Annotated in this window: 29 protein-coding genes and 2 riboswitches; of the genes, 2 read left to right on the forward strand and 27 right to left on the reverse strand. The window is 39.5% G+C overall.

Going from position 1 to position 24989, the window contains the following annotated elements; genetic code table 11:
- Positions 1-31: 31 nt before the first annotated feature.
- From purD to MUN88_RS02425, 14 genes are all read right to left on the reverse strand, one after another.
- Positions 32-1288: a phosphoribosylamine--glycine ligase gene (gene purD / locus MUN88_RS02360; RefSeq protein ID WP_244720386.1), complete on the reverse strand. Its 1257-nt coding sequence runs from the start codon at positions 1286-1288 to the stop codon at positions 32-34.
- A gap of 61 nt (positions 1289-1349) precedes the next feature.
- Positions 1350-2885 (reverse strand): bifunctional phosphoribosylaminoimidazolecarboxamide formyltransferase/IMP cyclohydrolase, encoded by a 1536-nt coding sequence (gene purH / locus MUN88_RS02365; RefSeq protein WP_244720388.1) that lies wholly within the window; start codon positions 2883-2885, stop codon positions 1350-1352.
- 2 nt (positions 2886-2887) lie between these two features.
- Positions 2888-3460: a phosphoribosylglycinamide formyltransferase gene (gene purN / locus MUN88_RS02370; RefSeq protein ID WP_244720390.1), complete on the reverse strand. Its 573-nt coding sequence runs from the start codon at positions 3458-3460 to the stop codon at positions 2888-2890.
- A complete protein-coding gene (gene purM / locus MUN88_RS02375) occupies positions 3453-4481 on the reverse strand; it encodes a phosphoribosylformylglycinamidine cyclo-ligase (RefSeq protein ID WP_244720392.1) in 1029 nt (342 codons plus the stop codon). The genes purN and purM overlap by 8 nt, the downstream gene beginning before the upstream one ends.
- Positions 4482-4606: 125 nt before the next feature.
- Positions 4607-6019: an amidophosphoribosyltransferase gene (purF, locus tag MUN88_RS02380; protein ID WP_244720395.1), complete on the reverse strand. Its 1413-nt coding sequence runs from the start codon at positions 6017-6019 to the stop codon at positions 4607-4609.
- Positions 5995-8223 (reverse strand): phosphoribosylformylglycinamidine synthase subunit PurL, encoded by a 2229-nt coding sequence (gene purL, locus MUN88_RS02385; RefSeq protein ID WP_244720398.1) that lies wholly within the window; start codon positions 8221-8223, stop codon positions 5995-5997. Before purL ends, purF begins: the two co-directional genes overlap by 25 nt.
- The gene (purQ, locus tag MUN88_RS02390; protein ID WP_244720401.1) at positions 8207-8890 is read right to left on the reverse strand and encodes a phosphoribosylformylglycinamidine synthase subunit PurQ; all 684 of its coding nucleotides are present in this window, start codon (positions 8888-8890) and stop codon (positions 8207-8209) included. The genes purL and purQ overlap by 17 nt, the downstream gene beginning before the upstream one ends.
- Positions 8887-9138 (reverse strand): phosphoribosylformylglycinamidine synthase subunit PurS, encoded by a 252-nt coding sequence (purS, locus tag MUN88_RS02395; RefSeq protein ID WP_244720404.1) that lies wholly within the window; start codon positions 9136-9138, stop codon positions 8887-8889. The genes purQ and purS overlap by 4 nt, the downstream gene beginning before the upstream one ends.
- Complete coding sequence (gene purC / locus MUN88_RS02400) at positions 9135-9848, reverse strand: phosphoribosylaminoimidazolesuccinocarboxamide synthase (protein WP_244720407.1); 714 nt, start codon at positions 9846-9848, stop codon at positions 9135-9137. The genes purS and purC overlap by 4 nt, the downstream gene beginning before the upstream one ends.
- A gap of 12 nt (positions 9849-9860) precedes the next feature.
- Positions 9861-11156: an adenylosuccinate lyase gene (gene purB, locus MUN88_RS02405; protein WP_244720409.1), complete on the reverse strand. Its 1296-nt coding sequence runs from the start codon at positions 11154-11156 to the stop codon at positions 9861-9863.
- A gap of 12 nt (positions 11157-11168) precedes the next feature.
- Positions 11169-12299 carry a 5-(carboxyamino)imidazole ribonucleotide synthase gene (gene purK / locus MUN88_RS02410; protein ID WP_244720412.1) on the reverse strand — a complete coding sequence of 377 codons (1131 nt, stop codon included), beginning with the start codon at positions 12297-12299 and terminating at the stop codon, positions 11169-11171.
- Positions 12286-12780, reverse strand: a complete 495-nt coding sequence (gene purE / locus MUN88_RS02415; protein ID WP_244720415.1) for a 5-(carboxyamino)imidazole ribonucleotide mutase — start codon at positions 12778-12780, stop codon at positions 12286-12288. Before purE ends, purK begins: the two co-directional genes overlap by 14 nt.
- Positions 12781-12920: 140 nt before the next feature.
- Positions 12921-13019, reverse strand: a riboswitch (purine riboswitch).
- A gap of 77 nt (positions 13020-13096) precedes the next feature.
- Entirely contained in the window at positions 13097-13276 is a 180-nt protein-coding gene (locus MUN88_RS02420; RefSeq protein ID WP_244720418.1) for an NETI motif-containing protein, read from the reverse strand.
- Positions 13266-13856: a DUF2179 domain-containing protein gene (locus tag MUN88_RS02425; RefSeq protein WP_244720420.1), complete on the reverse strand. Its 591-nt coding sequence runs from the start codon at positions 13854-13856 to the stop codon at positions 13266-13268. Before MUN88_RS02425 ends, MUN88_RS02420 begins: the two co-directional genes overlap by 11 nt.
- 104 nt (positions 13857-13960) lie before the next feature.
- Here MUN88_RS02425 and MUN88_RS02430 point away from each other — a divergent pair, with 104 nt between their 5' ends.
- Positions 13961-14392 carry an Hsp20/alpha crystallin family protein gene (locus tag MUN88_RS02430; protein ID WP_244720422.1) on the forward strand — a complete coding sequence of 144 codons (432 nt, stop codon included), beginning with the start codon at positions 13961-13963 and terminating at the stop codon, positions 14390-14392.
- Between the two features lie 6 nt (positions 14393-14398).
- Positions 14399-15121 (forward strand): class I SAM-dependent methyltransferase, encoded by a 723-nt coding sequence (locus MUN88_RS02435; protein WP_244720425.1) that lies wholly within the window; start codon positions 14399-14401, stop codon positions 15119-15121.
- Positions 15122-15270: 149 nt separating this feature from the next.
- On the opposite strand, the gene MUN88_RS02440 is transcribed toward MUN88_RS02435, so the two are convergent.
- The 13 genes from MUN88_RS02440 to MUN88_RS02500 all read right to left on the reverse strand — a co-directional run bounded on the left by MUN88_RS02440 (position 15271) and on the right by MUN88_RS02500 (position 24786).
- On the reverse strand, positions 15271-16131 hold the full coding sequence (locus MUN88_RS02440; protein WP_244720428.1) for an AraC family transcriptional regulator: 861 nt from the start codon (positions 16129-16131) through the stop codon (positions 15271-15273).
- Between the two features lie 84 nt (positions 16132-16215).
- Complete coding sequence (locus MUN88_RS02445) at positions 16216-16998, reverse strand: class I SAM-dependent methyltransferase (RefSeq protein WP_244720431.1); 783 nt, start codon at positions 16996-16998, stop codon at positions 16216-16218.
- 35 nt (positions 16999-17033) lie between these two features.
- A complete protein-coding gene (locus MUN88_RS02450) occupies positions 17034-17315 on the reverse strand; it encodes a hypothetical protein (RefSeq protein WP_244720434.1) in 282 nt (93 codons plus the stop codon).
- Positions 17316-17380: 65 nt separating this feature from the next.
- A complete protein-coding gene (locus MUN88_RS21615) occupies positions 17381-17509 on the reverse strand; it encodes a hypothetical protein (RefSeq protein WP_256463974.1) in 129 nt (42 codons plus the stop codon).
- A 12-nt stretch (positions 17510-17521) separates the two neighbouring features.
- Positions 17522-17941, reverse strand: a complete 420-nt coding sequence (locus MUN88_RS02455) for a GNAT family N-acetyltransferase (RefSeq protein ID WP_244720436.1) — start codon at positions 17939-17941, stop codon at positions 17522-17524.
- A 42-nt stretch (positions 17942-17983) separates the two neighbouring features.
- Positions 17984-18784: an alpha/beta hydrolase gene (locus MUN88_RS02460; protein WP_244720439.1), complete on the reverse strand. Its 801-nt coding sequence runs from the start codon at positions 18782-18784 to the stop codon at positions 17984-17986.
- A gap of 161 nt (positions 18785-18945) precedes the next feature.
- A complete protein-coding gene (locus MUN88_RS02465; RefSeq protein ID WP_244720441.1) occupies positions 18946-19230 on the reverse strand; it encodes a GNAT family N-acetyltransferase in 285 nt (94 codons plus the stop codon).
- Between the two features lie 257 nt (positions 19231-19487).
- Positions 19488-20330 carry a nucleotidyltransferase gene (locus MUN88_RS02475; RefSeq protein ID WP_244720444.1) on the reverse strand — a complete coding sequence of 281 codons (843 nt, stop codon included), beginning with the start codon at positions 20328-20330 and terminating at the stop codon, positions 19488-19490.
- A 19-nt stretch (positions 20331-20349) separates the two neighbouring features.
- Positions 20350-20589, reverse strand: a complete 240-nt coding sequence (locus MUN88_RS02480; protein ID WP_244720446.1) for a hypothetical protein — start codon at positions 20587-20589, stop codon at positions 20350-20352.
- 843 nt (positions 20590-21432) lie between these two features.
- Positions 21433-22734 carry an NCS2 family permease gene (locus MUN88_RS02485; RefSeq protein WP_244720449.1) on the reverse strand — a complete coding sequence of 434 codons (1302 nt, stop codon included), beginning with the start codon at positions 22732-22734 and terminating at the stop codon, positions 21433-21435.
- Between the two features lie 103 nt (positions 22735-22837).
- Positions 22838-22940: riboswitch (purine riboswitch) on the reverse strand.
- Positions 22941-23267: 327 nt separating this feature from the next.
- Positions 23268-23600, reverse strand: coding sequence for a hypothetical protein (locus tag MUN88_RS02490; protein ID WP_244720451.1), 333 nt, complete (start codon positions 23598-23600; stop codon positions 23268-23270).
- Between the two features lie 65 nt (positions 23601-23665).
- Positions 23666-24172, reverse strand: coding sequence for a DNA/RNA helicase domain-containing protein (locus MUN88_RS02495; RefSeq protein ID WP_244724294.1), 507 nt, complete (start codon positions 24170-24172; stop codon positions 23666-23668).
- Positions 24148-24786: a hypothetical protein gene (locus MUN88_RS02500; protein ID WP_244720454.1), complete on the reverse strand. Its 639-nt coding sequence runs from the start codon at positions 24784-24786 to the stop codon at positions 24148-24150. Before MUN88_RS02500 ends, MUN88_RS02495 begins: the two co-directional genes overlap by 25 nt.
- Positions 24787-24989 lie beyond the last annotated feature (203 nt).

Genomic DNA, 24989 nt, shown 5'->3' on the forward strand with positions numbered 1-24989 from the left:
GAATCATCGTTCGGCTTACTGTGGACATATTTTATTTTTCAGCAAATCCTATATCCTTACGATAGAAAAAGTCATCAGTCTGATCGAATCGTTGCAAGTACTGATAAATCTTTTCTTGTGCCTTTTCTGGACTGTCTTGAATCGAACCGACAAGCAAGACACGACCTCCTGTGGAGTGGAATGATCCGTCCTCTCCTTGACCTGTTCCGGCGTGAATGACGTAGACATCGTCTTCTGTCTCCAGATCCGGAAGCTTCACGTTTTTATCGTAAGCACCGGGATATCCTTTGGAGGCAACTACTGTTCCGATCGCGTAGCCGTTTTTCCATTTTAGCTGCGGATCTTTTCTAGCACTTACGTCTTCGATCACTTGAATCAAATCATTCTCCAAGAGTGGCAGTACTACCTGTGTTTCCGGATCACCGAAGCGAGCATTAAACTCAATTACTTTCGGTCCTTCTTTCGTTTCGATTAAGCCTCCGTATAACACACCTGTGTAAGTACGGCCTTCTTGTTTCATCCCTTTTGCCACAGGTTTTAAGACTTTTTCCACTGTGTATGTTACATGCTCCGATACAAGATCTGAAACTGGTGAAAAGGCCCCCATTCCGCCAGTGTTTGGTCCTTCGTCGTTATCATAGGCACGTTTATGATCGCGAGCCGGGACCATCGGATAAACATTTTCTCCATCCACGAAAGCGAAAAGCGAGAATTCTTTTCCTTCCAGATATTCTTCGATGACAACGCGGCTGCCGGCGTCTCCGAATTTATTATCGATGAGCATATTATCTACTGCCGCTAATGCTTCTTCCTCTGTCATCGCAACAACTACGCCTTTACCAGCTGCAAGTCCGTCTGCTTTGATGACGATCGGTGCGCCCTCTTCTCGTATGTATGTTTTTGCTTTCTCAACATCGGTAAAAGTTTGATATTTTGCAGTCGGTATGTCATATTGTTTCATAAATGCTTTGGCAAAATCTTTACTTCCTTCAATAATTGCTGCTGCTTTTGATGGACCGAACACTTTTAAGTTCTTGGCATGGAAGGCATCGACAACTCCTTTGGTAAGCGGAACCTCAGGGCCAACTATTGTCCAGTCGATCGCTTCTTTATCAGCAAATGCAACTAATTCTTCGATCGCATCATCTTTAATCGCGACACAAGTTGCATCCTGCGCAATACCGCCATTTCCAGGTGCAACAAAAATATCGGTTACCCGCTTGCTCTCTTTTATTTTCTTCACAATAATATGCTCACGGCCACCACCGCCGATTACTAATACTTTCATGGAGAACCTCCTCTAATTATACGAAAGGATTCCCAATTGCTTGAGAATCCTCCACCTTTTTTTAGTGCTTAAAGTGACGCATTTTAGTTAATACCATTGCGATGCCATGCTTGTTACATTCGTCAATTGAATCCTGATCACGCTTCGATCCGCCTGGCTGAATAATTGCTTTGATGCCTGCTTTGGCCGCATTTTCTACTGTATCAGGCATTGGGAAAAAGGCATCGGATGCCATCACAGCACCTTTTGCTTTCTCACCTGCTTGTTCAAAAGCGATACTTGCTGCTCCGACACGATTCATCTGACCAGCACCTACTCCAAGCGTCTGGTCACCTTTTGAAACAACAATTGCATTGGACTTCACGTGCTTGACGACTTTCCAAGCAAAAATTAATTCATCTATTTCACTAGCATCTGGCTTGCGATCAGTAACGACGTCTAAGTCTTCTGCTAAGATTCGGCCATTGTCACGATCTTGTACAAGTAATCCGCCAATGACACTTACTACTTTTTTGTTGTCTTGCTCATTAATTTCCATTGGTGTTTCCAATAGACGGATATTTTTCTTCACTGTTAAAATATCGATTGCTTCCTGAGAAAAACTAGGTGCAATGACAATTTCCAAGAAGATTTCTTTTAATTGATTGGCAGTTGCTTCATCAACTTCACGATTTAAGGCAACAATACCGCCAAAGATGGAAATGGAATCAGCTTCATACGCTTTTTGGAAAGCATCTGATAATGTTTCACCAATTCCGACACCACATGGATTCATATGTTTAACCGCTACTGCTGCTGACTGCTCTGGGAATTCGAGAACAATTTCAAGCGCTGCATTCGCGTCCTGAATATTGTTATAGGATAATTCTTTACCATGCAGCTGCTTCGCGTTAGCAATCGAAGCCCCTTTGACATTTCCTTCTTTATAAAATGCTGCTTTTTGGTGTGGGTTTTCACCGTAGCGTAATGATTGTACTTTTTCGAATGTTTGGGTGAATGTTTCTGGGTCTTGTTCTTCTGTGATGTCGACGAAATAGTTCGCGATCATCGCATCATAGTTTGCCGTATGACGGAATACTTTCGCTGCTAAGCCTTTACGGAATTCATGAGAATCGCCATTGTCAGCTAGCTGCTCCAGTACTGCATCATAATCTGCTGGGTCCACTACAACCGTTACGTCGCGGAAGTTCTTTGATGCAGAGCGCAGCATCGTTGGACCACCGATATCGATATTTTCAATCGCATCTGCTTCGGTTACTTCAGGCTTTGCGATCGTTTCTTTAAATGGATACAAGTTCACAACGACCACGTCAATTGGGGCGATGTCGCGTTCTTCCAGCTGCTTCACGTGTGAATCTTCATCACGCCTTGCCAGTAAGCCGGCATGGATAAAGGGATGTAACGTTTTGACACGTCCATCGAGAATTTCATCGAAGCCAGTTACTTCTGATACACCTAAAGCAGGCAGACCTGCTTCTTTTAATGCTTTCAATGTACCACCTGTTGAAATTAATTCATACCCTAATTTGTCTAAACCTTCTGCAAAAGGTACTAGATTACTTTTGTCAGAAACACTCAGTAATGCACGTTTCTTCACCGTTATTCTCCTCTCGAGATCAGTTTTTGGATCGTTTCCGGATAGAGGCTGTGTTCAACTGTTTGGACCGCACGTTGCAGATCCTCTCTCGTCATACCTTCTTCTATCTTGACTGCTTCCTGGGAAATGATCGTACCGGTATCCATACCTTCATCGACATAATGAACGGTAACACCAGCTACTTTCACCCCTGCATCAAATGCTTGTCCAATCGCATCCAAACCAGGAAATGCTGGTAGAAGCGATGGGTGAATGTTAATGATTTTGCCTTCAAACGGGCGAAGTAATGTTTCGCCGATCAAACGCATGTAGCCTGCCAGAATGATATAATCGATCTTCTCTTCCTGTAACACTTCTACAATTTTCGCTTCGAACATTGCTTTATTAAGATATTGCTTCGGATCAAAGACGAAAGCAGGCGTTCCATTTTGCTTCGCCTTTTCTACTACCTTGGCTTGCGGCTTATCACAAACGAGTAGCGCTACCTCTGCTTCCAGTGAACCATTTTGACTTGCTTCTATAATGGCATCATAATTACTGCCGGTTCCAGATGCAAAAACTGCTAGTCTAGTCATTAGAGAAAGTCACCCCAGCTTCATCTGTCACTTCTCCTATAATGTATGCATGCTCGTCGATATCTTCTAATAATTGAAGCGCCATATCTGATTCATGTGCTTCTACGATAACGGCCATGCCAACTCCCATATTAAAAACGCCATACATATCTTCTTCTTTAAATCCTGCTTGTTTTTGCAAGTAATCGAAAATGGCAGGCTTTTGCCATGAACCGGACTGAATCTTGACGCCAAGACCTTCAGGTAACGCACGTGGCAGATTTTCGTGGAAACCGCCTCCTGTAATATGACTGATTCCTTTGATCGTCAAATCAGACTTCAGCTGTTGAACCGCTTTTGTATAAATACGGGTTGGTGCTAATAATGCTTCTCCTAGCGTAGTACCCAGTTCTGCTACTTCATCTTGATAGTTTAACCTTTTATCATCTATGATTTTACGCACAAGTGAAAAGCCGTTCGAATGCACACCGGATGAAGCAAGACCAATGATCTTATCGCCAGCTTGAATATTTTCACCGGTGATAATTTGTTTTTTGTCTGCAATGCCTACAACGAATCCGGCAAGATCGTATTCACCGTCACCATACATGCCAGGCATTTCGGCTGTTTCGCCACCAATTAGTGCAGCATTACTTTGGACACATCCGTCGGTAATCCCTTTGACAATCTGTTCAATTTTTGTTGGTTCGTTTTTTCCACAAGCGATATAATCAAGGAAAAATATTGGATCTGCCCCTTGTGCTACTATATCATTGACACACATCGCGACTAAATCAATACCTACTGTATCATGCTTATCCATTGCAAAAGCTAATTTCAACTTAGTTCCGACGCCATCTGTACCAGAGAGAAGCACAGGCTCTTCATAAGAAAATTTACTAAGATCGAAGAGACCTGCAAAAGCTCCCACTCCACCAATCACTTCCGGACGATTGGTTTTGGCAATATGTTTTTTCATTAAATCGACAGCTTGATAACCAGCGTGTACGTCGACTCCAGCATCTTTATAGATATCACTCATTCGTTTAACTCCTTTTTGGTGAGTTCATTTTCATGGCCACTTTCGGTGTTTTTTTGGCCACTTTTTGCACTTTTATGGCCACTTTTGCTCACTTTATGGCCACTTCCATACGTTTTATGGCCACTTCACTCTTTATAGGCAGGAATGATCGTATCCGGATAGATTTCCGTTGGATAATTTCCTGTAAAACACGCCTGGCAGACACCGTGCTCTTGCACATCGCGATCTTCTACAATTGAATGCTCCAAGCCTTCTGTTGATAAAAAGGCAAGACTGTCTGCACCAATAATCTCGCGCATCTCTTCAATCGAATAATTAGAAGCGATTAATTCTCCTTTTGTCGAGGTATCAATACCGTAATAGCAAGGATTCTGAATCGGAGGTGAAGCAATTCTTACATGCACTTCCGTTGCTCCTGCTTCTTTCAATAATCGCACAATGCGACGGCTCGTTGTTCCACGAACTATCGAATCATCGACCATCACTACACGTTTGCCTTCAACAATACCACGAACGGGAGACAGTTTCATTTTGACACCTTGCTCACGCAATTCTTGAGAAGGCTGAATAAACGTACGGCCAACATAGCGGTTTTTGATAAGACCTAGCTCATATGGAATTCCTGTTGCTTCGGAAAAACCGATAGCTGCAGAAATACTGGAATCAGGTACACCTGTTACAACATCTGCCTCAATAGGCGCTTCCAATGCTAGTTGTTTTCCCATCGTTTTACGGCTCGCATGTACATTCTTCTCGTTCAAATCACTATCCGGACGAGAGAAATAGACATATTCCATCGAACAAAGTGTACGTTGCATCGGTGATGTGAATTGCTTGGTTCGCAGACCATCATGGTCGATCACTATTAATTCACCTGGGCGAACTTCACGCTCATAGGTCGCTCCGATTAAATCAAATGCACATGTTTCCGACGCCACTACGTATGCATCTCCCAGTCTACCAATCGATAACGGACGTAAACCTCGTGGATCCAAGCCAATAAATAATTGGTCCTCTGTTAAAATCGAAAAAGCATACGCGCCTTTGATCATACCTAACGCTGATGTGATCGCATCCTCCATTGGCACATTACCGCTGCGCTTCACTAGGTGCGCAATTACTTCTGTGTCAGAGGTTGTTTGCAAAATACTTCCTTGTGCTTCTAGCTGACTTTTTAGCTGATGAGCATTTACCAAATTTCCATTGTGCGCCAACGCCATACTGTTTGTCTGTGAGCGGAAAACGAGCGGCTGCACGTTCTCAAAGCCGCCACCGCCTTGTGTTGCATAGCGGACATGACCAATTGCTGCATGCCCTTGTAAGCGGGAAAATTCGTTTTCTGAAAAAACATCATTGATTAAACCTACACCTTTGTGAACGTGTAAGCTTTCACCATCTGTAGTTACGATTCCTGCACCTTCCTGTCCGCGATGCTGGAGAGCATGCAGACCGTAATATGTCATTTCGGCTGCTTTCTCATGTCCCCAAATCGCGAATACACCACATTCTTCGTTTAAGCCTTTGATTTCAGCAAGCACGGGATAGCTCCTTTCCACAGCTGTTGTAATATGTCTACATCTTCTGTGATTGCTTCAGTTTCACCACTTCGCACAACCAATTTCTTCGTATTTGTTACCGTTCCAATACGCTTGTAATCTTGCACTTCTGCTTCAAACGCTGCACGGTTTGCTTCACTTACTGTCACGACAAACCGTGATTGTGTTTCACTAAATAATGCACTCGTTACGTCTTCGGTTACCTGTACATCTGCGCCTAATTCTTTTTCATCAAAAAGACTTTCTGCTAATGCTACACCTAATCCACCTTCAGCAATATCATGAGCAGATGAAACAAGGCCCGCACGGATTGCTTGCAATAATTCCTCCTGACGTTTCGCTTCGATATCAAGATCGATCGCCGGTGCTTTACCAAAATACTTTCCTTCTAACAGGTTCTGCAGCTCACTGCCACCAAACTCTGCTTCTGTTTCACCGATCACGTAGATAAGATCCCCTTCATTCTGGAAATGAGAAGGTGTAATATGATCCAAAGATTCATGTAAACCAACCATTCCTACTACTGGAGTTGGGAAAATGGCTTGACCGTGTGATTCATTGTAAAGTGACACGTTACCGCTGATGACTGGTGTGTTAAGCTTCAAGCTTGCGGCACTCATACCGTCAACGCTTTTTTCCATTTGCCAGAAATTTTCTGGTTTATCTGGATTACCGAAGTTCAAACCATCTGTTAACGCTAAAGGCTTCGCACCTGATGCGACAATATTACGAGCAGCTTCCGCTACAGCGATTTTGCCGCCAGCCTCTGGATCGAGATAAATATAGCGAGAGTTACAGTCTGTTGTCATCGCTAATGCCTTGTCATAGCCGCGAACACGAAGTACTGCTGCATCTGAACCTGGTGAGAACACGGTATTCGCCTGTACCATCGAATCATACTGGTCATACACATATTCTTTGCTAGCGATGGTTGGCTGTTGTAATAACTGCTTTAATGTTTCCGCATGATCACTTACTTCCGGACGGTAAGCAGGCATTTTTTGATATTCTTCATAATAAGCAGGCACCTTTGAGTCCTTATAGAAAATAGGTGCATCCTCTGCTAAGTTATCAACTGGAATATCTGCCACCACTTCACCTTTGTGCAATAAACGGAACATTTTATCGCTCGTTACCTCGCCGACAGCTACTGCTTCTAGATTATATTTTCTAAAAATATCAATGATCTCTTGTTCTTCGCCTTTTTTTACACATAACAGCATACGCTCTTGCGACTCAGAAAGCATCATTTCATATGCGGTCATATTCGCTTCACGTTGCGGGATCAGGTCTAAATTCATTTCCATCCCCATCCCTGCCTTACTTGCCATTTCACTTGCAGAAGAAGTAAGACCTGCCGCACCCATGTCCTGAATACCAACTAATGCATCAGAGTGAATCACTTCTAAACATGCTTCAATTAATAATTTTTCCATAAAAGGGTCGCCAACCTGGACGTTGGAACGCTTGCTTTCAGAGTCTTCAGACAAATCTTCGGAAGCGAAGGTTGCACCGTGAATACCGTCACGCCCTGTTTTCGAACCGACATACATAATCGTGTTGCCCTCTCCTGCTGCAATCCCTTTTTGAATATCTTTTGTATCAATAAGACCGACACACATCGCATTTACCAGCGGGTTACCTTCATAACAGTCATCAAACTGCACTTCGCCACCAACTGTCGGTACCCCAACACAGTTACCGTAACCTGCAATACCATGGACAACCTCATCAAACAGGTATTTGACGCGGCCAGTATTCAAGTTACCGAAACGCAAAGAATTTAACGATGCAATTGGACGCGCGCCCATGGAGAAAACGTCACGGATAATCCCGCCGACACCAGTTGCTGCACCTTGATATGGCTCCACTGCTGAAGGGTGGTTATGACTTTCGACTTTAAATACAACACCTTGACCATTACCAATATCGACGATCCCCGCACCTTCACCTGGACCTTGGACAACCTGTGGTCCTTCTGTCGGGAATTTCTTCAATAATGGTTTCGAAGTTTTGTAACTGCAATGCTCCGACCACATAACAGAAAAAATACCAATCTCAGTGAAATTCGGACGACGACCCATAATGTCCTTAATCATGTCATATTCTTTATCAGTTAAACCCATTTCTTGATAGACTTTGTCTTGCTCCACTTGCTCCGGGCTAAGTTCAGGCGCCTGCAACATAACGTTCCCTCCAGTTCGCTAACATTGATTGGAATAATTTCAATCCATCATCACTATTCAAAATGGCTTCCACCGCACGTTCAGGGTGTGGCATCATTCCTAGTACATTTCCTTTTTTATTCGTGATTCCGGCAATATCTGCCGCAGAACCGTTTGGATTATTTTGATACGTAAAAACGATTTGGTTGTTTGCTCTTAAACTAGCAAGCGTTTCTTCATCACAATAATAGTTTCCTTCATTATGTGCGATCGGAATCGACACCACTTCACCTTCTTCATACTCTGAAGTGAAAAGCGTTTGATTGTTTTCGACTACTAGATTCTCGAAGTGACACATGAATTTTAAGTTTTTATTGCGTAATAAAGCACCAGGGAGCAAGCCGGATTCTAATAAAATCTGAAATCCGTTACAGACACCTAAGATCGGTACTCCTGCTTCTGCTTTTGCACGTAATTGATTGACAACATTTGATGTGGATGCGATCGCACCACAGCGAAGGTAATCACCGTAAGAGAAACCTCCTGGTATAAGGATGGCATCATAGCCATCAAGGTTGGCATCCTTATACCAAAGCATATCCGCTTCTTCTCCCAGCACTTCCTTTGCTGCATAATACATATCGCGATCACAGTTAGAACCTGGGAAGACTACAACAGCAAATTTCACTGTGCAACCCCCTCTTCCACTGTATATGAATAATTCTCAATGACTGGATTCGCAAGCAGTTTGCTGCACATGTCTTCAATTTCCTGTTCAATATTGGCATCATCGTTTACTGTTAATTCAAGGTATTTCCCAACACGAACTTCCTGTACATTGTCATAGCCTAATGTATTTAAAGATCCCTGCACAGCTTTACCTTGTGGGTCTAGTACGCCTTCTTTTAATGTAATGTGTACTTTTACTAGTTTCATTGTTTTGCCTCCAGTCGAGATAATATATTGTCATATACCGTTACTAAATCACCTAAGTCTTCACGAAATACGTCTTTATCCATTTTTTCGCCGGTTGCAATATCCCACAGGCGGCATGTATCAGGGCTGACCTCGTCCGATAAGACAATTTCGCCTGCTGCATTGCGACCGAACTCTAATTTAAAATCGACAAGCTGTAGGTTAATTTCTTTAAAGAATGCTTGCAATTGTTCGTTGACTTGTAATGCCATTGCTTTGATTTTCTTTAAATCCTCTGGTGTAGAATCAGACAGCAATAACGCATGCTGATCATTAATAAGTGGATCCCCCAGGTCATCATCTTTATAGAACAATTCAATAACTGGTGGATTAAAAATTCGTTTTTCCTCCACTCCGATGCGGCGGACAATACTTCCTGCCGCCACATTGCGAATGACAACTTCAAGTGGAATGATCGTGGTTTTTTCCACTAATTGTTCTGTCTCATTCAACGCCTCTTTAAAATGGCTGTTAATACCATGCTGGTGTAAGTATTCAAACACTTTTGCAGAAATTAAATTATTGTAGCGACCTTTTCCTTGGAATTGAGCTTTTTTCACTCCATTAAAGGCTGTTGCATCATTTTTATAAGAAAGAACTAATAATTCCGGATTGTCCGCTACGGTGAAAACTTGCTTTGCTTTCCCCTCATATAACAGCTTGTCTTTCATGTTTATCTCTCCTTATGCCAGGCCAATTTTTTTGAAGATCTGATCAACATTTTTCAAGTGATACGTATAATCAAAGCAATCATCTAATTGCTCTTTTGATAATGTACTGGTAATGCGGTCTTCCTGCTCAATTAACTCACGGAATGGTGTTGCTGTTTCCCATGCTTTCATCGCATTCGGCTGTACCATGTCATATGCTTCCTCACGGCTCATTCCTTGATCAATCAAGGAAAGCAATACACGTTGTGAGAAAATAACACCATACGTACGATCAATATTGCGTTTCATGTTCTCCGGGAATACCGTTAAGTTCTTGACGATATTACCAAAACGATTAAGCATATAATTAAGTGCAATCGTCGCATCCGGTAAAATCACGCGTTCTGCAGAGGAGTGAGAAATATCACGCTCATGCCATAACGATACGTTTTCGTAAGCAGTCATCATGTATCCACGGATCACACGCGCCATTCCTGTCATATTCTCGGAACCGATTGGATTACGCTTGTGCGGCATGGCAGAAGAACCTTTTTGACCTTTCGCAAAAAATTCTTCGACTTCACGAGTTTCTGTTTTCTGCAGACCACGAATCTCTGTTGCGAATTTCTCAATCGAGCTAGCGACTAATGCCAATGCTGACATGTATTGCGCATGACGATCACGCTGCAATGTCTGGGTCGAAACAGGCGCTGCCTGCAAGCCTAATTTCCCGCAAACAAATTCTTCTACAAAAGGGTCGATGTTCGCATAAGTACCAACTGCACCAGATAGTTTACCTGTTTCGATCACTTTCGCTGCAGCGTCAAAGCGCTCGAGGTTACGTTTCATTTCTTCATACCATAACGCCATTTTCAAACCAAATGTCGTTGGCTCTGCATGGACACCGTGTGTACGTCCCATCATAACGGTATTTTTATGCTCGATTGCTTTTTCTTTTAAAATGTCGATAAAGTTGACAATATCACGACGAATGATTTCATTTGCTTGTTTTAATAAGTAAGACAATGCTGTATCAACGACGTCCGTAGAAGTTAAACCATAGTGAACCCACTTTTTCTCTTCACCTAACGTTTCCGATACGGCACGAGTGAATGCAACCACATCATGACGGGTATCTTGTTCAATTTCAAAGATGCGATCAATATCGAATGAAGCATTTTCTCTTATTTTCTGTACGTCTTCTTTTGGAATGATCCCCATTTCACTCCATGCTTCACATGCAAGAATTTCTACCTCAAGCCATGCTTTAAAACGATTCTCATCTGTCCAGATCTTTCCCATTTCTTCTCTTGTATAACGTTCAATCATGAATGCTTCCTCCTAGTTATCTTCAATTATCTTTTTTTCTACTAGTCCATTATATATCGTTAACGGATTGTCTCCAATAAATGTAACATGGCCCATTTTTCTGAGTGGTTTGTTCTCTGATTTTCCGTACATGTGAATGTGTGCGTCCGGATTTTTGTCAAGCTGAGCGAAGAATGGTTCCACATCTTTGCCTAACAAATTCACCATAACCGCTCCATCGTGTGCGTGAACCGTGATTAATGGTAAGCCGCAAATTGCACGGATATGCTGTTCAAATTGCGACACATCGCACGCTTCAATCGTATAATGACCTGAGTTGTGAGGTCTTGGCGCTAATTCATTGATAAGGATATCATCCCCACACACGAACATTTCAATTGCAAACGTTCCAACGACACCGATTGTTTCAGCTATCGCTTTGGCTGCTTGGCGCGCTTTTTCCGCAATGGCGTCTGATACGTTTCCTGGTACGATCGTTGCATGAAGAATGTGATCGCGGTGAATATTCTCTGCTACCGGAAAGTAAGCAATATCGCCATTTTGTGCCCTTGTAAATACAATCGAGATTTCTTTATCAAAAGGTACCCACTTCTCTACGATTAGCCGGTCAGCCTGTTCGAGCATTTCTGCAGCACTATCAATATCCGCTTCACTTGCTAGCTTCACTTGGCCTTTGCCGTCGTACCCGCCTCGGCACGTTTTGGCAACAGATGGATAACCTATTCTTTCTGCTGCTGCTTGTAGTTCTTGTTTCGTTGTCACGATCGCAAAATCGGCAACGGGCTGATGACTGTCTACCATCGCTTTCTTCTCCAGCTCCCGATCCTGGGTGACTTTTAATGAGTTGGCACCTTGAGGTAGAATCCCTGCCTCTTCAAGGATTTGTGCTGCTGTTAAATCGACATTTTCAAATTCATAAGTAACAACATCACTTTTTTCCGCAAGCTGTTTGACTGCCTCTAAATCGTCATATGCTGCAACAATTTGGTCGTCCGCTACTTGTGCTGTCGGGCAATCTGGCGTTGGATCGAGTACAATGACACGATAGCCCATATGCTTAGCTGCTGTTGTCATCATGCGACCTAACTGTCCTCCACCGATGATACCGATTGAAGATCCGAATAATAGCTTATTGGTTGGCAAGCTCATCCCTCATTTCTGACACTTTTTGTTTCATGTTGTCCTGATGATTAGCTAAACGTTTGGCAACTTCTTCATCACTTGTTCCGATAATCTGTGCCGCTAGAATGCCAGCGTTTTTTGCTCCTGCTTTTCCAATGGCAACCGTTGCAACAGGTACACCACCTGGCATCTGTACAATCGAATAAAGTGAGTCCAGACCACTTAATGTGCTAGTTTTAACAGGTATGCCAATTACCGGTAAAGTCGTTTTAGATGCAACCATTCCTGGTAAATGTGCTGCTCCACCTGCACCTGCGATAATGACCTTCAAGCCTTTTTCCCGAGCTGTCTCTGCATACTCGAACATATCTTCAGGTGTGCGATGTGCAGAAATTACTTCTTTTTCATAGCTGATACCTAGTTCATCCAATGCCTCACATGTATGTTTCATTGTCTCCCAATCTGAGATACTCCCCATGATCACACCAACTTGTGCTGCCATGTTTCTCCCCTCTTTCTATCCCGATTCTTTTTCATTAAAAATATATTTATATAAATCAAAAGCCTATTCATTTTCTCTATCAGGAGAGAAGATGAATAGGCTTGTTTCCATGACTATCCTGATGATTTTCTATCTTGAAATCATCGTCCATCTTCCCTCATAGTCCGTCATTTACGGTGACAGGTAGAAACTTTTGAGCCTTATTCTCAAATTATACGAGGTCTTGTTGTGTTAGATTTTTTGACTACATTCATATGATAACAAGAGCGATTGAAGTCTGTCAACAAAAAATCGAACATTAAAATAGCCTGCTATTTTAATGTTCGGATTTAGCTGATTTTGCATCAAATACGATTGTTCTTCCGCTTGGTACAGGTTCTCCATTTTCTTCTGTAAAAACAGGCTGCTCCACTCTTCGTGTCGGTACATAACCAGCTTGCCGAATTCGTTCCAGACATGCTTCAATCGACTCGCCTTCTTCTACACTAAACTTCATCTTGTTTGGCTTCTTGCTGTGCTTCTGTTTCTTCGACACTTTTGATTATCCTCCCTTTCTTTACTTGCTTTACCCAGAACCCACCATGAATTTGTTTCGGTTCATAGGCAATAATAAAAGCTTTCGGGTCAATCGATTTAATCGTTTCATATAAATGTATCTCATATTTACGTGGAGATAATATTTGCATCGACAAGCGGTCGCCATCCATCCCATAAGCGTACCAGCTTGTTACACCATAACCTTTATCCCTTAGTTGCTTTGTAAAGGAAATATCAGGATTGGACGATATCACATTTACTGTCGTATATCCCAGCGCCAGTTTTTCCTCAATCATTGATCCGATAATGACACCCAGACCATAACCAAGTCCATAGGCGATTAAGTTTTGCATTTCTCCCAAATTATCAAGAACTAATCCCAGACCTACTGTATATATCATGATTTCGAATATACCAATCGCTCCGGCAATGTAACGTCTCCCCTTCAGAGTCAAGATCACCCTCAGCGTGGAAAGCGATACATAGATTATATTTATCACCATGATAATAACTACCATTACAATTGCATTTTCTAACAAGCAGTACACCTCCGAGATGTTGCACCTAAATTTACATAGGCACATAACCTAATATATAGCGACACCATTTTACCACAGCTTAACGAGAAAAGGGAGAGAGAAAATTGGATCCATTTCAGCATATGCACGATTGGAAAAATAACTTAGATCATTTTTTTGGTGGAAACTTTTGGGATGACTTCGAACACATGATAAAACCACCTATTCCTGCGATTAACATGTATGAATTAGATAGTGAATTAATCATTTATGTTAATTTGCCCGGAATTAAGGATCGTAAACAAGTGAACGTCTTTGTCGATCACAATGTGTTGGAATTAAAAGGTTCCATGTTTCCGGTAGAACAGTCTGGAAAGCTGATCAAACAGGAGATATTGCAAGGGGATTTTTCAAGACAAATTGACTTGCCTTTTGCAGTAAGAGAGGATCGGGTTACTGCTCATTTAAAGCAAGGGCTGATGACCATTCATTTATACCGTTTGGTTAATGATCGGAAGAAGAAGCGTGAGATTGATATCGAAGAGTTCGAGGATTAGCTTGTAGTGAGTGCCAATCGATTACACGCCGGCACTCCTCCTAATTTCCATCATATATTAAAGGTTTTTTCGAAAACAACGTCGAATTATTTAAGTATAGAAGCGATTGGAAAAGGAAGATGGTATGTAATGGATCAACAATCATTGATTAATAAATTTAATAAGCAAGCTCATAAATACAGCAAACGTCGTCTCCATGACCAACTCTACCAATTCCGCAACAAAATCTTCCCAGAAGCTTATGGAAAAGTAATAGAAGTTGGCATCGGCACCGGACTTAATTTTCCCTTTTATGCGAATGACATTGAACTGACCGGTGTGGATTTCAGTCCGGAGATGCTGAAGATTGCTAATGACACGGCGCACGAATATCCTTTCTCTACAAAACTTATCGAAGGAGATATCGAGTCTGTCCATTTTGATGAAAATACGTTTGATACGGTTGTATCTTCCTTGACCTTATGTGCTTACCGAGATCCTGTATTTGTACTCGACAAATTTAAAAAATGGTGTAAACCCGACGGAAAAATCCTCATGATGGAACACGGTATTAGTTCAAAAAAATCCGTCGCATTGCTGCAGCATACGATAGATCCGTTGGCATTAAAAATCCTGGGCTGTCATCAAAATCGTAATATCATCAAATTAATGAAGCAAGCCGAATTGAAGGTAATAAAGAAAGAACAGTATTTTGCAGGTTATTTATCTTTGATATGGGCTGCACCATAAACACTATCTTTATTTCCAGGCTATAACTTCCCAAACATGTCCATTCGAACCTTTAATTCGTGCAGCTCCATTAATCCGTAAGTTTCCCTGATGTTTGGCTTCATATGGGTACCCTCATATTTTTGAAATGAAGAATACCCATTGGTTTCTTATTTTTTGATAGGAATCCAGATTTCACTGTAGTAATCCTCGGAGGCTGGATCTTGTTTACTTGGGTAGACTTCCATTTCTGATCCACCTGCATGCTGATAGCCTGTTGCAGGGAACCACTCTGAGAATATCCGCTCCCATACTTTCGGCATTGCATCTGGCATAGCACCGTGTACCGGAAAAACAGCCCATGTTGCGGCCGGAACCATTCTTTCTTCCCAATCATCCGGAAGCTGGTCGATATTTTTTTCGGCGCCGATTAAATAAGTGAGATGCTCCTGTTGTGGATCAAAATCAAGGCAAATACCCAATAATCCTAGATTGCCACCATTCTCAGCAAGCTTCTCTGTGAATCCATTGTGATTCGATTCTACCCAGAAATTTGCTATGTTTCTGTGATTCTCACCTCCGACACAAGAGGTTCGGATACTCTTTCCCACAACTTGAAACGATTCTTTTTCAACAATTTTGTAATCCATTTCCACATCACCCTTTAATTGAATTTGAAAAGAGAGTTTTGGGTAAGCCTTCAACGAGTTCGGATTCCTCTTTGCTGCTGCTGGGCTGATTCCGTGCAATTTACGAAATACTTTAGTGAAAGACTCAGGGGTTTCATAGCCATAGTTCAAAGCAACATCCATTACTTTTGCTTTGGAGTGAACAAGCTCTTGTGCAGCTTTCGTGAGACGTCGATTTCGAATATATTCACTAACTGTATAACCTGTTAGCATATGAAACATTCGTTGAAAATGAAATTTAGACATCCAGGCTGCAGCAGCAATATCCTCAATTAATAATTCCTCGTCCAGATGGCATTCGATATAATCGATGCTGTCTAGCATTTTTTCAAGCCCTTGCATTAGCCAACCTCTCCTTTCCTATTCAGTTTAGCATTGCTGGTATTGTGATACCTGTTTTGTCGTGCTTTGTTTGGGCAGACACCTTTATTTTTCAGCCACCCAAATCGTCCATCTGTCTTTTTCAACGAATGATGTGTTAGAACTTCCTGGCAAGGCATTATCGATATGGCTGACGAGTAACTGTAATTCTTCATCATCTAATTCATGTAAAATGCTACGTCCGGTTCTTTCACTAATATCACGTAATAATTGCTTTTTGTGTTGATAAACCTTCCTTGTTTCCCATAACTTCATTACCTCGATATTTTTAAAGCCTGCCTCTTTTAGCGTATCCAATACAACGTGACTCTTGTGGCGTCGGCTTACTTCGGTTTCAATTAATCGTGGGAAACATTCAAAAAAATAGCCTCTGATATGGCTGTTATCCCCTTTTAGCAAACAACCTTCCAGGGTTCGATCTTGCACAATAAAAAGGCTATTGTCCTGCAATAATCTGAACGCTTCATGAAAACAGACATCTAAGTCTTTAATATGATGAATAAGTGCTCTCTCAAGTAATAGCTCAAAGCTGTTACTTTCTAAACCAGTTTCATAAGCACTACCATACTTAAAAGAAATATTATGGTAATACTTACAATTTTCTCTAGCCCCTTCCAACATTGTTCTCGAAAAATCAAGCGCCGTAACCGACTGTGCTCCTAAATCAGCTAATGCCTTTGAATAAATTCCACCGCCACACCCAATTTCCAGCGCTTGTGATACGTTTTCAAAAGGAACTATCTTCTTTATTAGCTCCAGCCATGAATGATCAGCGGTACGAGTAGTATAAGTTGTGCGGTTTCCTTGATTGTGAAAATTAATGCCCATCAGGAACGACCTCAATTCTTGTTATTTTTAGTTGCTTATGTAGAAAAAATAACGTCTGGTAATTCATCACGTGTTTCATTTGAAATGACAATTCGTAAAACAGGGCCTGCTTTTATACAAATATACACTTCTTCTAATTCTAGTACGAGAGTGGTTAGGAATGTATCGTCTCGATCCTTAAAGCCATAGCCACTAATGTTTTGAATTGTTTTTTGGTGCACCTCAAAACCTGATCCTCCCAGAATATGTCTATACTGCGAATTTTCTATCGTTTCGTAAGTAACTGGATCAGGAGTACTTTGTTCATTAAGTAGCAAATAATCATCCGCTCCTATGGTTTCATCCCAGTCCACTTTCCAATACGTAATGGAACCATTATTTTTTATATACAGAACAGGACCGTATTAATAATAAAGTCTGTTTTATTTTGTTGAGCATGAAGTTGATTAGCATAAATCCCTTTAAGTTCGCCGCCTTTTATATTTTTCAAGCTCTCCCAATTTGATTTCACACCGGTTCCTCCCTAGGACAATCTTTTCTCTAAGAAGTACTGATTGAACCCTTTTGGATGGTCTTCCATCACACCGAACACTTTATAACCATTCTTCTTATAAAATTCCGGCGCTTGAAAGCTAAAGGTATCAAGAAAAATCAACCGGCATTCATTTTCGGTTGCAACCTCTTCGATTTGTTTTAACAACTCACTTCCATAACCTTTACCGCGAAACTCATTTTCGATCCATAAAAAATCTAAATGTAAGTGGTGCCAGTACATCGTACCTGTGACTCCGCCAATAACCTCTCCAGCCTCATCTTCTATAACAAAACACACTTCCTCTTTTGGCGTTTTCAATTCGTCCGGCAAATTTAACATATTAAATTCAATTACTTTTTCTCTTATATAATCTCTATCTTTTTGGTTCGTTTTTTGATTAATTTTCATTTTTTTCTCCTTTACAAGTACATTCCAGATCCTGCATCTAAATTAGATAAACTCTAACGATTCAAGAAAGTCTTTCATTTCTGTATTAGTCATGTGAAAATACTTATTGTTATGTCTGCCATAGCGAAAAAATCCGTGCTCCATACCTTCATAACTTACCAACTTAATCTCGTTCCCTTTAGTTATCATTTGCTTTATAAATCTTTTATTTTGTTCAAAGAGACCACCGGCTTTATGCGCATCCTCTTCTTGCGATCCACACATCCATAAAGTAGGTGGTAAGCAGTTCCTGATATGATGGATAGGTGATAATTCAGTGGCCCTATCTAGTAACTGAGGATATCTTCTTCTCATAATATCCACTTCATCCATACCAGCACCAAAAATAACTAAAGCATTGGGGATATGGTCATTCTCTTCATCATCTTCATCTAAATCTTGGAGCATAATGGAAGACACACAGACATAACCGCCTGCTGATGAACCGCACATGACAATCTTATTCGGATCAATCCCTAAATCATCACTATGTCTTCGAACCCATCTGACAGCAGATTTAGCATCAACAATTGCTTGAACAGGTGTGAACCCCTCGTCTTCACCATTCCGGTAGTCGACACAAATTGCTACCATACCTTGAGAAGAAAAGTATTTTGCCTGATATTGAAAATGCGCAGGTGAATTAGGATTCTTTTTAAACGTTCCGCCAATGAAGAATAGAATGGCTGCTCTATTTCCCTTCGGTGTTTCTGGCTCTTTTACGTACAGTTTTAACTTCCGTTCACCTTTGACTTTATATGTTTTCTCTGTAACGGGAAAATCAAAATGAATATGACTCATCATCAGCACTCCTTTAGACAGAATAGACTAAATAAGCTTGTTTTCTATTAACCATTCATTTGAAATAAAAACAGATTAACCTTCCAATTCCATTTTCAAGAATTCATAGGTATCTCCATTGGTATTCTCATAAAAACATTCATTTCCCTGATTCCAATCTTTTTTTATACTTTGATCGCTCTTTGATTAAAGGTCGCTACGGATAGGTTTATTTTTCCTGGATTGATCTCACTTTTCAGAAACGCTATACTTGTTTTCAGGAATTCTTCGCCATTTCCTTGACCCGTCAGCTCCGGTCTCATTCCCATTCCAATTTCTACAGTTTGATCATCCGTTTGTTTTGCACTTAAGAAACCGATAAATTCGTTATTATTCATAACAGCATAAGTAGTAATACCACGTTTTTGAGGATCCAGGAATTCTTCCAGATCCTCTTTATCAGCTTCCATATCATAAAGTGAGACTTCAATAAGTGGGGGTTTTGAACCCCACTTATTGTTAGCGAAACTTATCAGGAAGTTATCGTCCGTTTATCCCGCATCTCTCGAATCTTGAAGGTGGGGGATTACGGACGGTTAGCGCCGTGATAAAATGCATACTCTCCATCATAATGCCAATTGAATGCAATTTCCTCTGCTTGTTCCTGGGTCATTACTTTAAAATCATAATTCATCAATGTAACCCACTATCCTTTATCCGAATTTGTTTATATTGTCATATTCCTTAGCTTTTTTTGATTATGTACTTGTAACCATTTTTCTGCTTCTTCGATCATCCATGGTCCCATTTTATTTAAGTAATCTACAATTTCTTTTGGATCTTCCACAGGCTCAATAGCGTATTTCACAGCTTGTTTCATGGCGGGTTCTTTTTCTGGATAATATGTTGAAAATAGTGTATAGGCAGGAAATAAATCTCTAGTATATTTATGTTCTTTTTCTATGACTAGTGCAAGACCCGCTCTGACTATGATTTTCATAATCCAACGGCAACAATCTAATATATCTTCTTTATCTTCATTTCCTTTAAGGTCTTCTTTTGCTAATTCAATTTGCTCCCTTAAGTTAACAAGATGTTCATTTCCCAGTGTCTTATCCGCTTGATAATCAGGTAACAACCCACTTATGTCATCTCCAAATACACATACACTATGAGTCTTAATCATGAATGGGATAATGGAAAAATGATTGGTTTCTAATACATCTTCCATACAATAAAAGCTAAACTCAATCCCACTTACACAAGTATATTTTTCATTTAACTCTTGTTCCGCTTTGTCTACCCATTTCACATCAATTTCAGAAGATTGTTTAGTTGTGACAGCTATTGTATCGATGTCTGAGATACTATATATTCCTAATCCTCGAGGAATTGATCCCCGAATATATATGCTATGCAGATCGTTTTTTAGATGTTTGTTATACACTTTAATTACTTCTTCGATCACCTTGTAATATTCATGATTAATCTTCTTTAAATTGGCGTCATTTATTATATATCCGTTAGTATCAGTCAGACAAAAGCGCCCAATGTTTTTTATTTCAGCCAATATACCTCTCCTTTTACTATTACCAATTAAAAATAGTCATCAAAATAATAGAGACAATGAAAACAGCAGAAAACACTAAAAGATAATGAGATCTTACTCGTGTGTTTTCAGTATTTCTTTCAAATAGTTTCCATCCTGTAAACAAACCGATAAACGCACCGATAACACCGAAACGCTCTGACCACTCCTTATCCCCACTTTTTAGTTGGATTAACGTTTGTTTCAGGTCATTTTCTGCTTCTGATTCGTGTAAAAACATAAGTACTATCCTCTTCTCTAGCATAAATAGTTCAACAATATTTCATTAATAGACTTAACTCAGGAGGCAGCATTACAATGTCGACCCTTGTTTTAACATAAAATACCAGAAACTATATCACTCTTTACTAAGAAATAACCAGACTTAGATCTGCCTAGATTATATGAACTTGAAGCTACCTATAATGCGAATGATGTAAAGTAGAACAGTATGTCAATGATAATTTTGATATATCTTATATTTTTAGCCAAGCTTCCTGCCAGGTACGGCTTCAGCTAGGCTACTTGAATTGCTTCATTGCTGCCATATGCCGAGGAAGCTCACTTCGAAGCAATCTCATACCACTAACAATAACTCAAAATGGTCACAACTAATCCGTATTATTGAAATCCCTTTTCTCAATATTAAATCATTCTTCATAATGATTATTTAAACACTCCATTAACTAAAAAAGCAGAATGAGACATAAAGATAAATTAACTTATAAAACCGGGCAATATTAAGATTCAATCTCCTTTTCATCATGCCGCGAAGTGCTGACAATTTGCTGAGACTTTATGAAAATTCCGGTGTAGGTAAGGCATATAGAGAGTGGGTTGTTCCGCGTGGAAAGTTCTTTCGGACAATAGGTGCTTGAATTGAAGTTGAATTGTCCGAGTGGGTCTTCACCCAAAAGCTTTTATGAAACAGAAAAAAATGTCTTGGCAATCTGTCATAATCAAAAAACTTTTTTGCGTTGCAGCGAATATTGAAATAAAAAAACCAACAAAGAAGAATGTTGTGTAAGCACAACAGAATTCCCGTTCGTTTTTTTCATAAGCTTATATTTTTTGTCCCATCCTATTAATGGATAAACCCTAAATAACCAATAAATACAACGAATAATCCCCACATAATCGGATGAATTTCTTTTGCACGTCCTTTTGCAACCATTGTAATCGGATAGAAGATGAAGCCTACTGCGATACCTGTTGCGATACTGTATGCGAGTGGCATCATGACTACAGTTAAAAACGCCGGTACTGCAATTTCGAATTGATCCCAAGCGATGTCTTTTAACGATGAAGCCATCATGACCCCTACAACGATTAATGCCGGAGCTGTTACTGCGCTTGTTACAACGTCCAATAACGGCGAGAAGAAGATCGCTAATAAGAAAAGTCCAGCTGTTACAAGTGAAGTAAAACCAGAACGTCCACCGGCACCAACACCTGTTGCAGACTCTACATATGATGTAGTAGTTGATGTACCAAGTGTCGCACCTACTACTGTCGCAGCAGAATCAGCGAACAATGCTTTTCCCGCTCTTGGAAGCTTGTTCTCTTTCATTAATCCAGCTTTAGTTGCAACCGCAACTAACGTACCAGCTGTATCGAAAAAGTCTACGAATAAGAACGTTAAGATTACGACTAACATTTGCATCGTGAATACATCACCAAAATTTGCAAATGCTGCACCGAACGTTGGCGCTAAACTTGGTACTTCACCAACAATAGCGTGAGGTACTGGAACTACACCGAAAATCATTCCTACAATTGCTGTGATGACCATTCCGTAGAATACGCCACCTTTTAATCCCATTGTAATTAAAATGACTGTTACGAAAATACCGAAAACCGCAAGTAATGTTGATGGTTCTGTTAAATCACCTAATGCAACAACTGTACTATCATTTGGTACAATCAAATTCACATTCTGAAATCCGACAAATGCGATAAACAATCCGATCCCTGCACCTACTGCCATTTTTAATGGAGCTGGTATAGCATTGATTACTTTCTCACGAAGACCTGTTAACGTTAAAACAATAAAGATAAGTCCTGAAACAAGTACACCTGCTAAAGCTGTTTCCCATGGAATACCATACGTGAACACTACTGTGTACGTAAAGAATGCATTTAATCCCATACCTGGAGCAAGAGCGATTGGATATTTAGCTACCAGAGCCATAATCGCTGTACCGACAGCAGCCGCTAATGCTGTTGCCACGAATACCGCACCTGCATCCATTCCTGTACCTTCCGCAGCCAAGATGGACGGATTTACAAATAAAATATATGCCATTGCCAGGAACGTTGTTAACCCCGCAACCGACTCTGTACGATAATTTGTACCTAAACGGTCAAATTCAAAAAACTTTTTCATCTTATTTATCTCCCCTTTTCATCGGTCGTAAAAAAGAACACTCTTAGTATGTCAAGAGTGTTCGATACAATTCGGAGAAGTCACCTTTCTTGAAAATGGGTCCAGTAACTTACAACCTCCTCGTAGTCAGAGCAATTTGCGGTGCTCTGGTAGAAACTCTTGGGCCATATTCCCAATATTATACGACGGATGTTTTGTTCTTTTAAGAATAAGTTCATTTATATATTACTAGCCCATCTTCAAATAGTCAAGATGAAAGACGAATATTACCAAAATATATTATTGTATTGTTCGTATTTAGATATTATTCCCATTCAGTACTTCGCCAATACAATATAGTGCAATATCGTTGATATCATGGTTTTTTAGAAAATATCAACAACGATAAAAACATTAAATTTGATATAAAGTGTGCCACGACTGTGCCACAGATTTTAATAAATCGAAAAGCTGGAATGAGAAATCATTTCGGCTTTATTGATTATACTCTAACATTTTATTAGACTTCTTAATTGATTTTGACAACATCAATATTATATTTTGTTTAAAACAGAGGATATTTTAATAAAAATATCAGGATTTCCAACAACCATAACAATTAATTTTTCTCTAACTCTTGTAATATTTTGATAGAACATTTTTGTAGAGTGATAGTAACTTCTGTTAGTACCAACTAGTCTATAATTATTCCCTCTTTGGTCATAAAAAAAATTATTGTCTAATAATACAGCAACATTGTCAAATTCCTGACCTATAACATCATGTGCTACATGGTTAGCTATCGGCGTATTATCGAATGGATCCGAATTATAAATGGAAGTAGTGTATCCTAAAGTCACAAAATTTCTCTCTTTTATTTCTTCCATAAATAAATTAGCACAATCATAGTCTTCAAAATATTTAATTTCAATTTTTTATCAGAATTTCCAATTCATTCCTTATCACTTAAAGATAGTGGCAACGTAAGAATCTTTAAAATAAATTGAGCCAAATCAATATTACTTCGAATTTTTGATTTCAATTTAAATTTCTCACCTTGATTTTGACCTTGCTCTATATGGAAAGTGATTTTTTCACATATTTTCTCATTAGCTTCACTTTTATGAAGTGTCTGTTCTCCATCAGCAAAAAATACAAGCTTGACATCAGATCTACCTGAATATTCAATAAAATCATTTAGTTGATGTAATTTTAACCTTTGGCTTTCATCTATAAGAATGTATTTAATCTTTTTATCAGTATCAATTTTCTTATATTGCTTAATGGGGGATATGTTAAAACCTTTTTCAATCAATTTTCGATGCCCATCATTTAATTTTCCTGTATGTATAATTAAAACTTGTTCTCTGTCGATTAATTCTTTAGCAATATCGTACATTAATAATGATTTGCCTGTTCCTGGCTTCCCTTGTACTAAAAAATTTTTCTTTGAGGAGATAAAATTTCTTTTTTTATATTTTCCTGATGGCTAGTGAGAAGATAAGAATTATTAAGAAATCTTTCAGTATCATTAAAAGGGGATACTAAATAATTTTTTATATTAAAACAATCATCGTAATTTAAATGTTTCATATCTAAAAAGCTTTGTTGTTCTAATATAGCAATAAACTCACCAATATCACATTCTGAAAAAGACAAATCACCATTGGTGCCAACTATTCCTCTTATAAATTTTTCTGTATCCGAACAGTAAGAAAAATAATACGTTTTCTGAGGGAGAAATTTAAGAAAATATCTATTTCTTTCTAGTTGTTGCTTAAGTTCACTAGTTGTTGCTTTTTCTTTATATTCAATGTTTATATTAAAGTTTGTGCCCAAACGTAGTAAGTCAAATTCTTTTCCTATTTGAGGAATACTATATCCAAAACGAAAGTTATCACTACAATAGGATAATTTATAGGTATCCTCTGATAAGTTCATTTCTAAAAAATCAATGAAGCTTATATATGTTTTTATTTCATTTACTGATTTAAACTCTAAGCCCAGACTTTCTAAAAAAACTTTATCAATCTCAGTTTCTTTGATAAGTTTTCTCAAACTCAAAAAATCCATTAAAGTATCTTCTCCTTTTTCAAATTATTCTATACTATAAAAAGATGGTGGAATCTAAGTCGATATTTGAAATGTGCTTACAATAGAAAAATATAAATTAAAAAATTTGATTCCAATCTATTTAATTGAATGTCCCTATATATTATATGATAATAGGTCAAAAGAAGGAAGTGATTAGTAACTATATTTTCAGAAAATGGAGG

It is taken from the genome of Gracilibacillus caseinilyticus (genome assembly GCF_022919115.1).
Taxonomy (GTDB): domain Bacteria; phylum Bacillota; class Bacilli; order Bacillales; family Amphibacillaceae; genus Gracilibacillus; species Gracilibacillus caseinilyticus.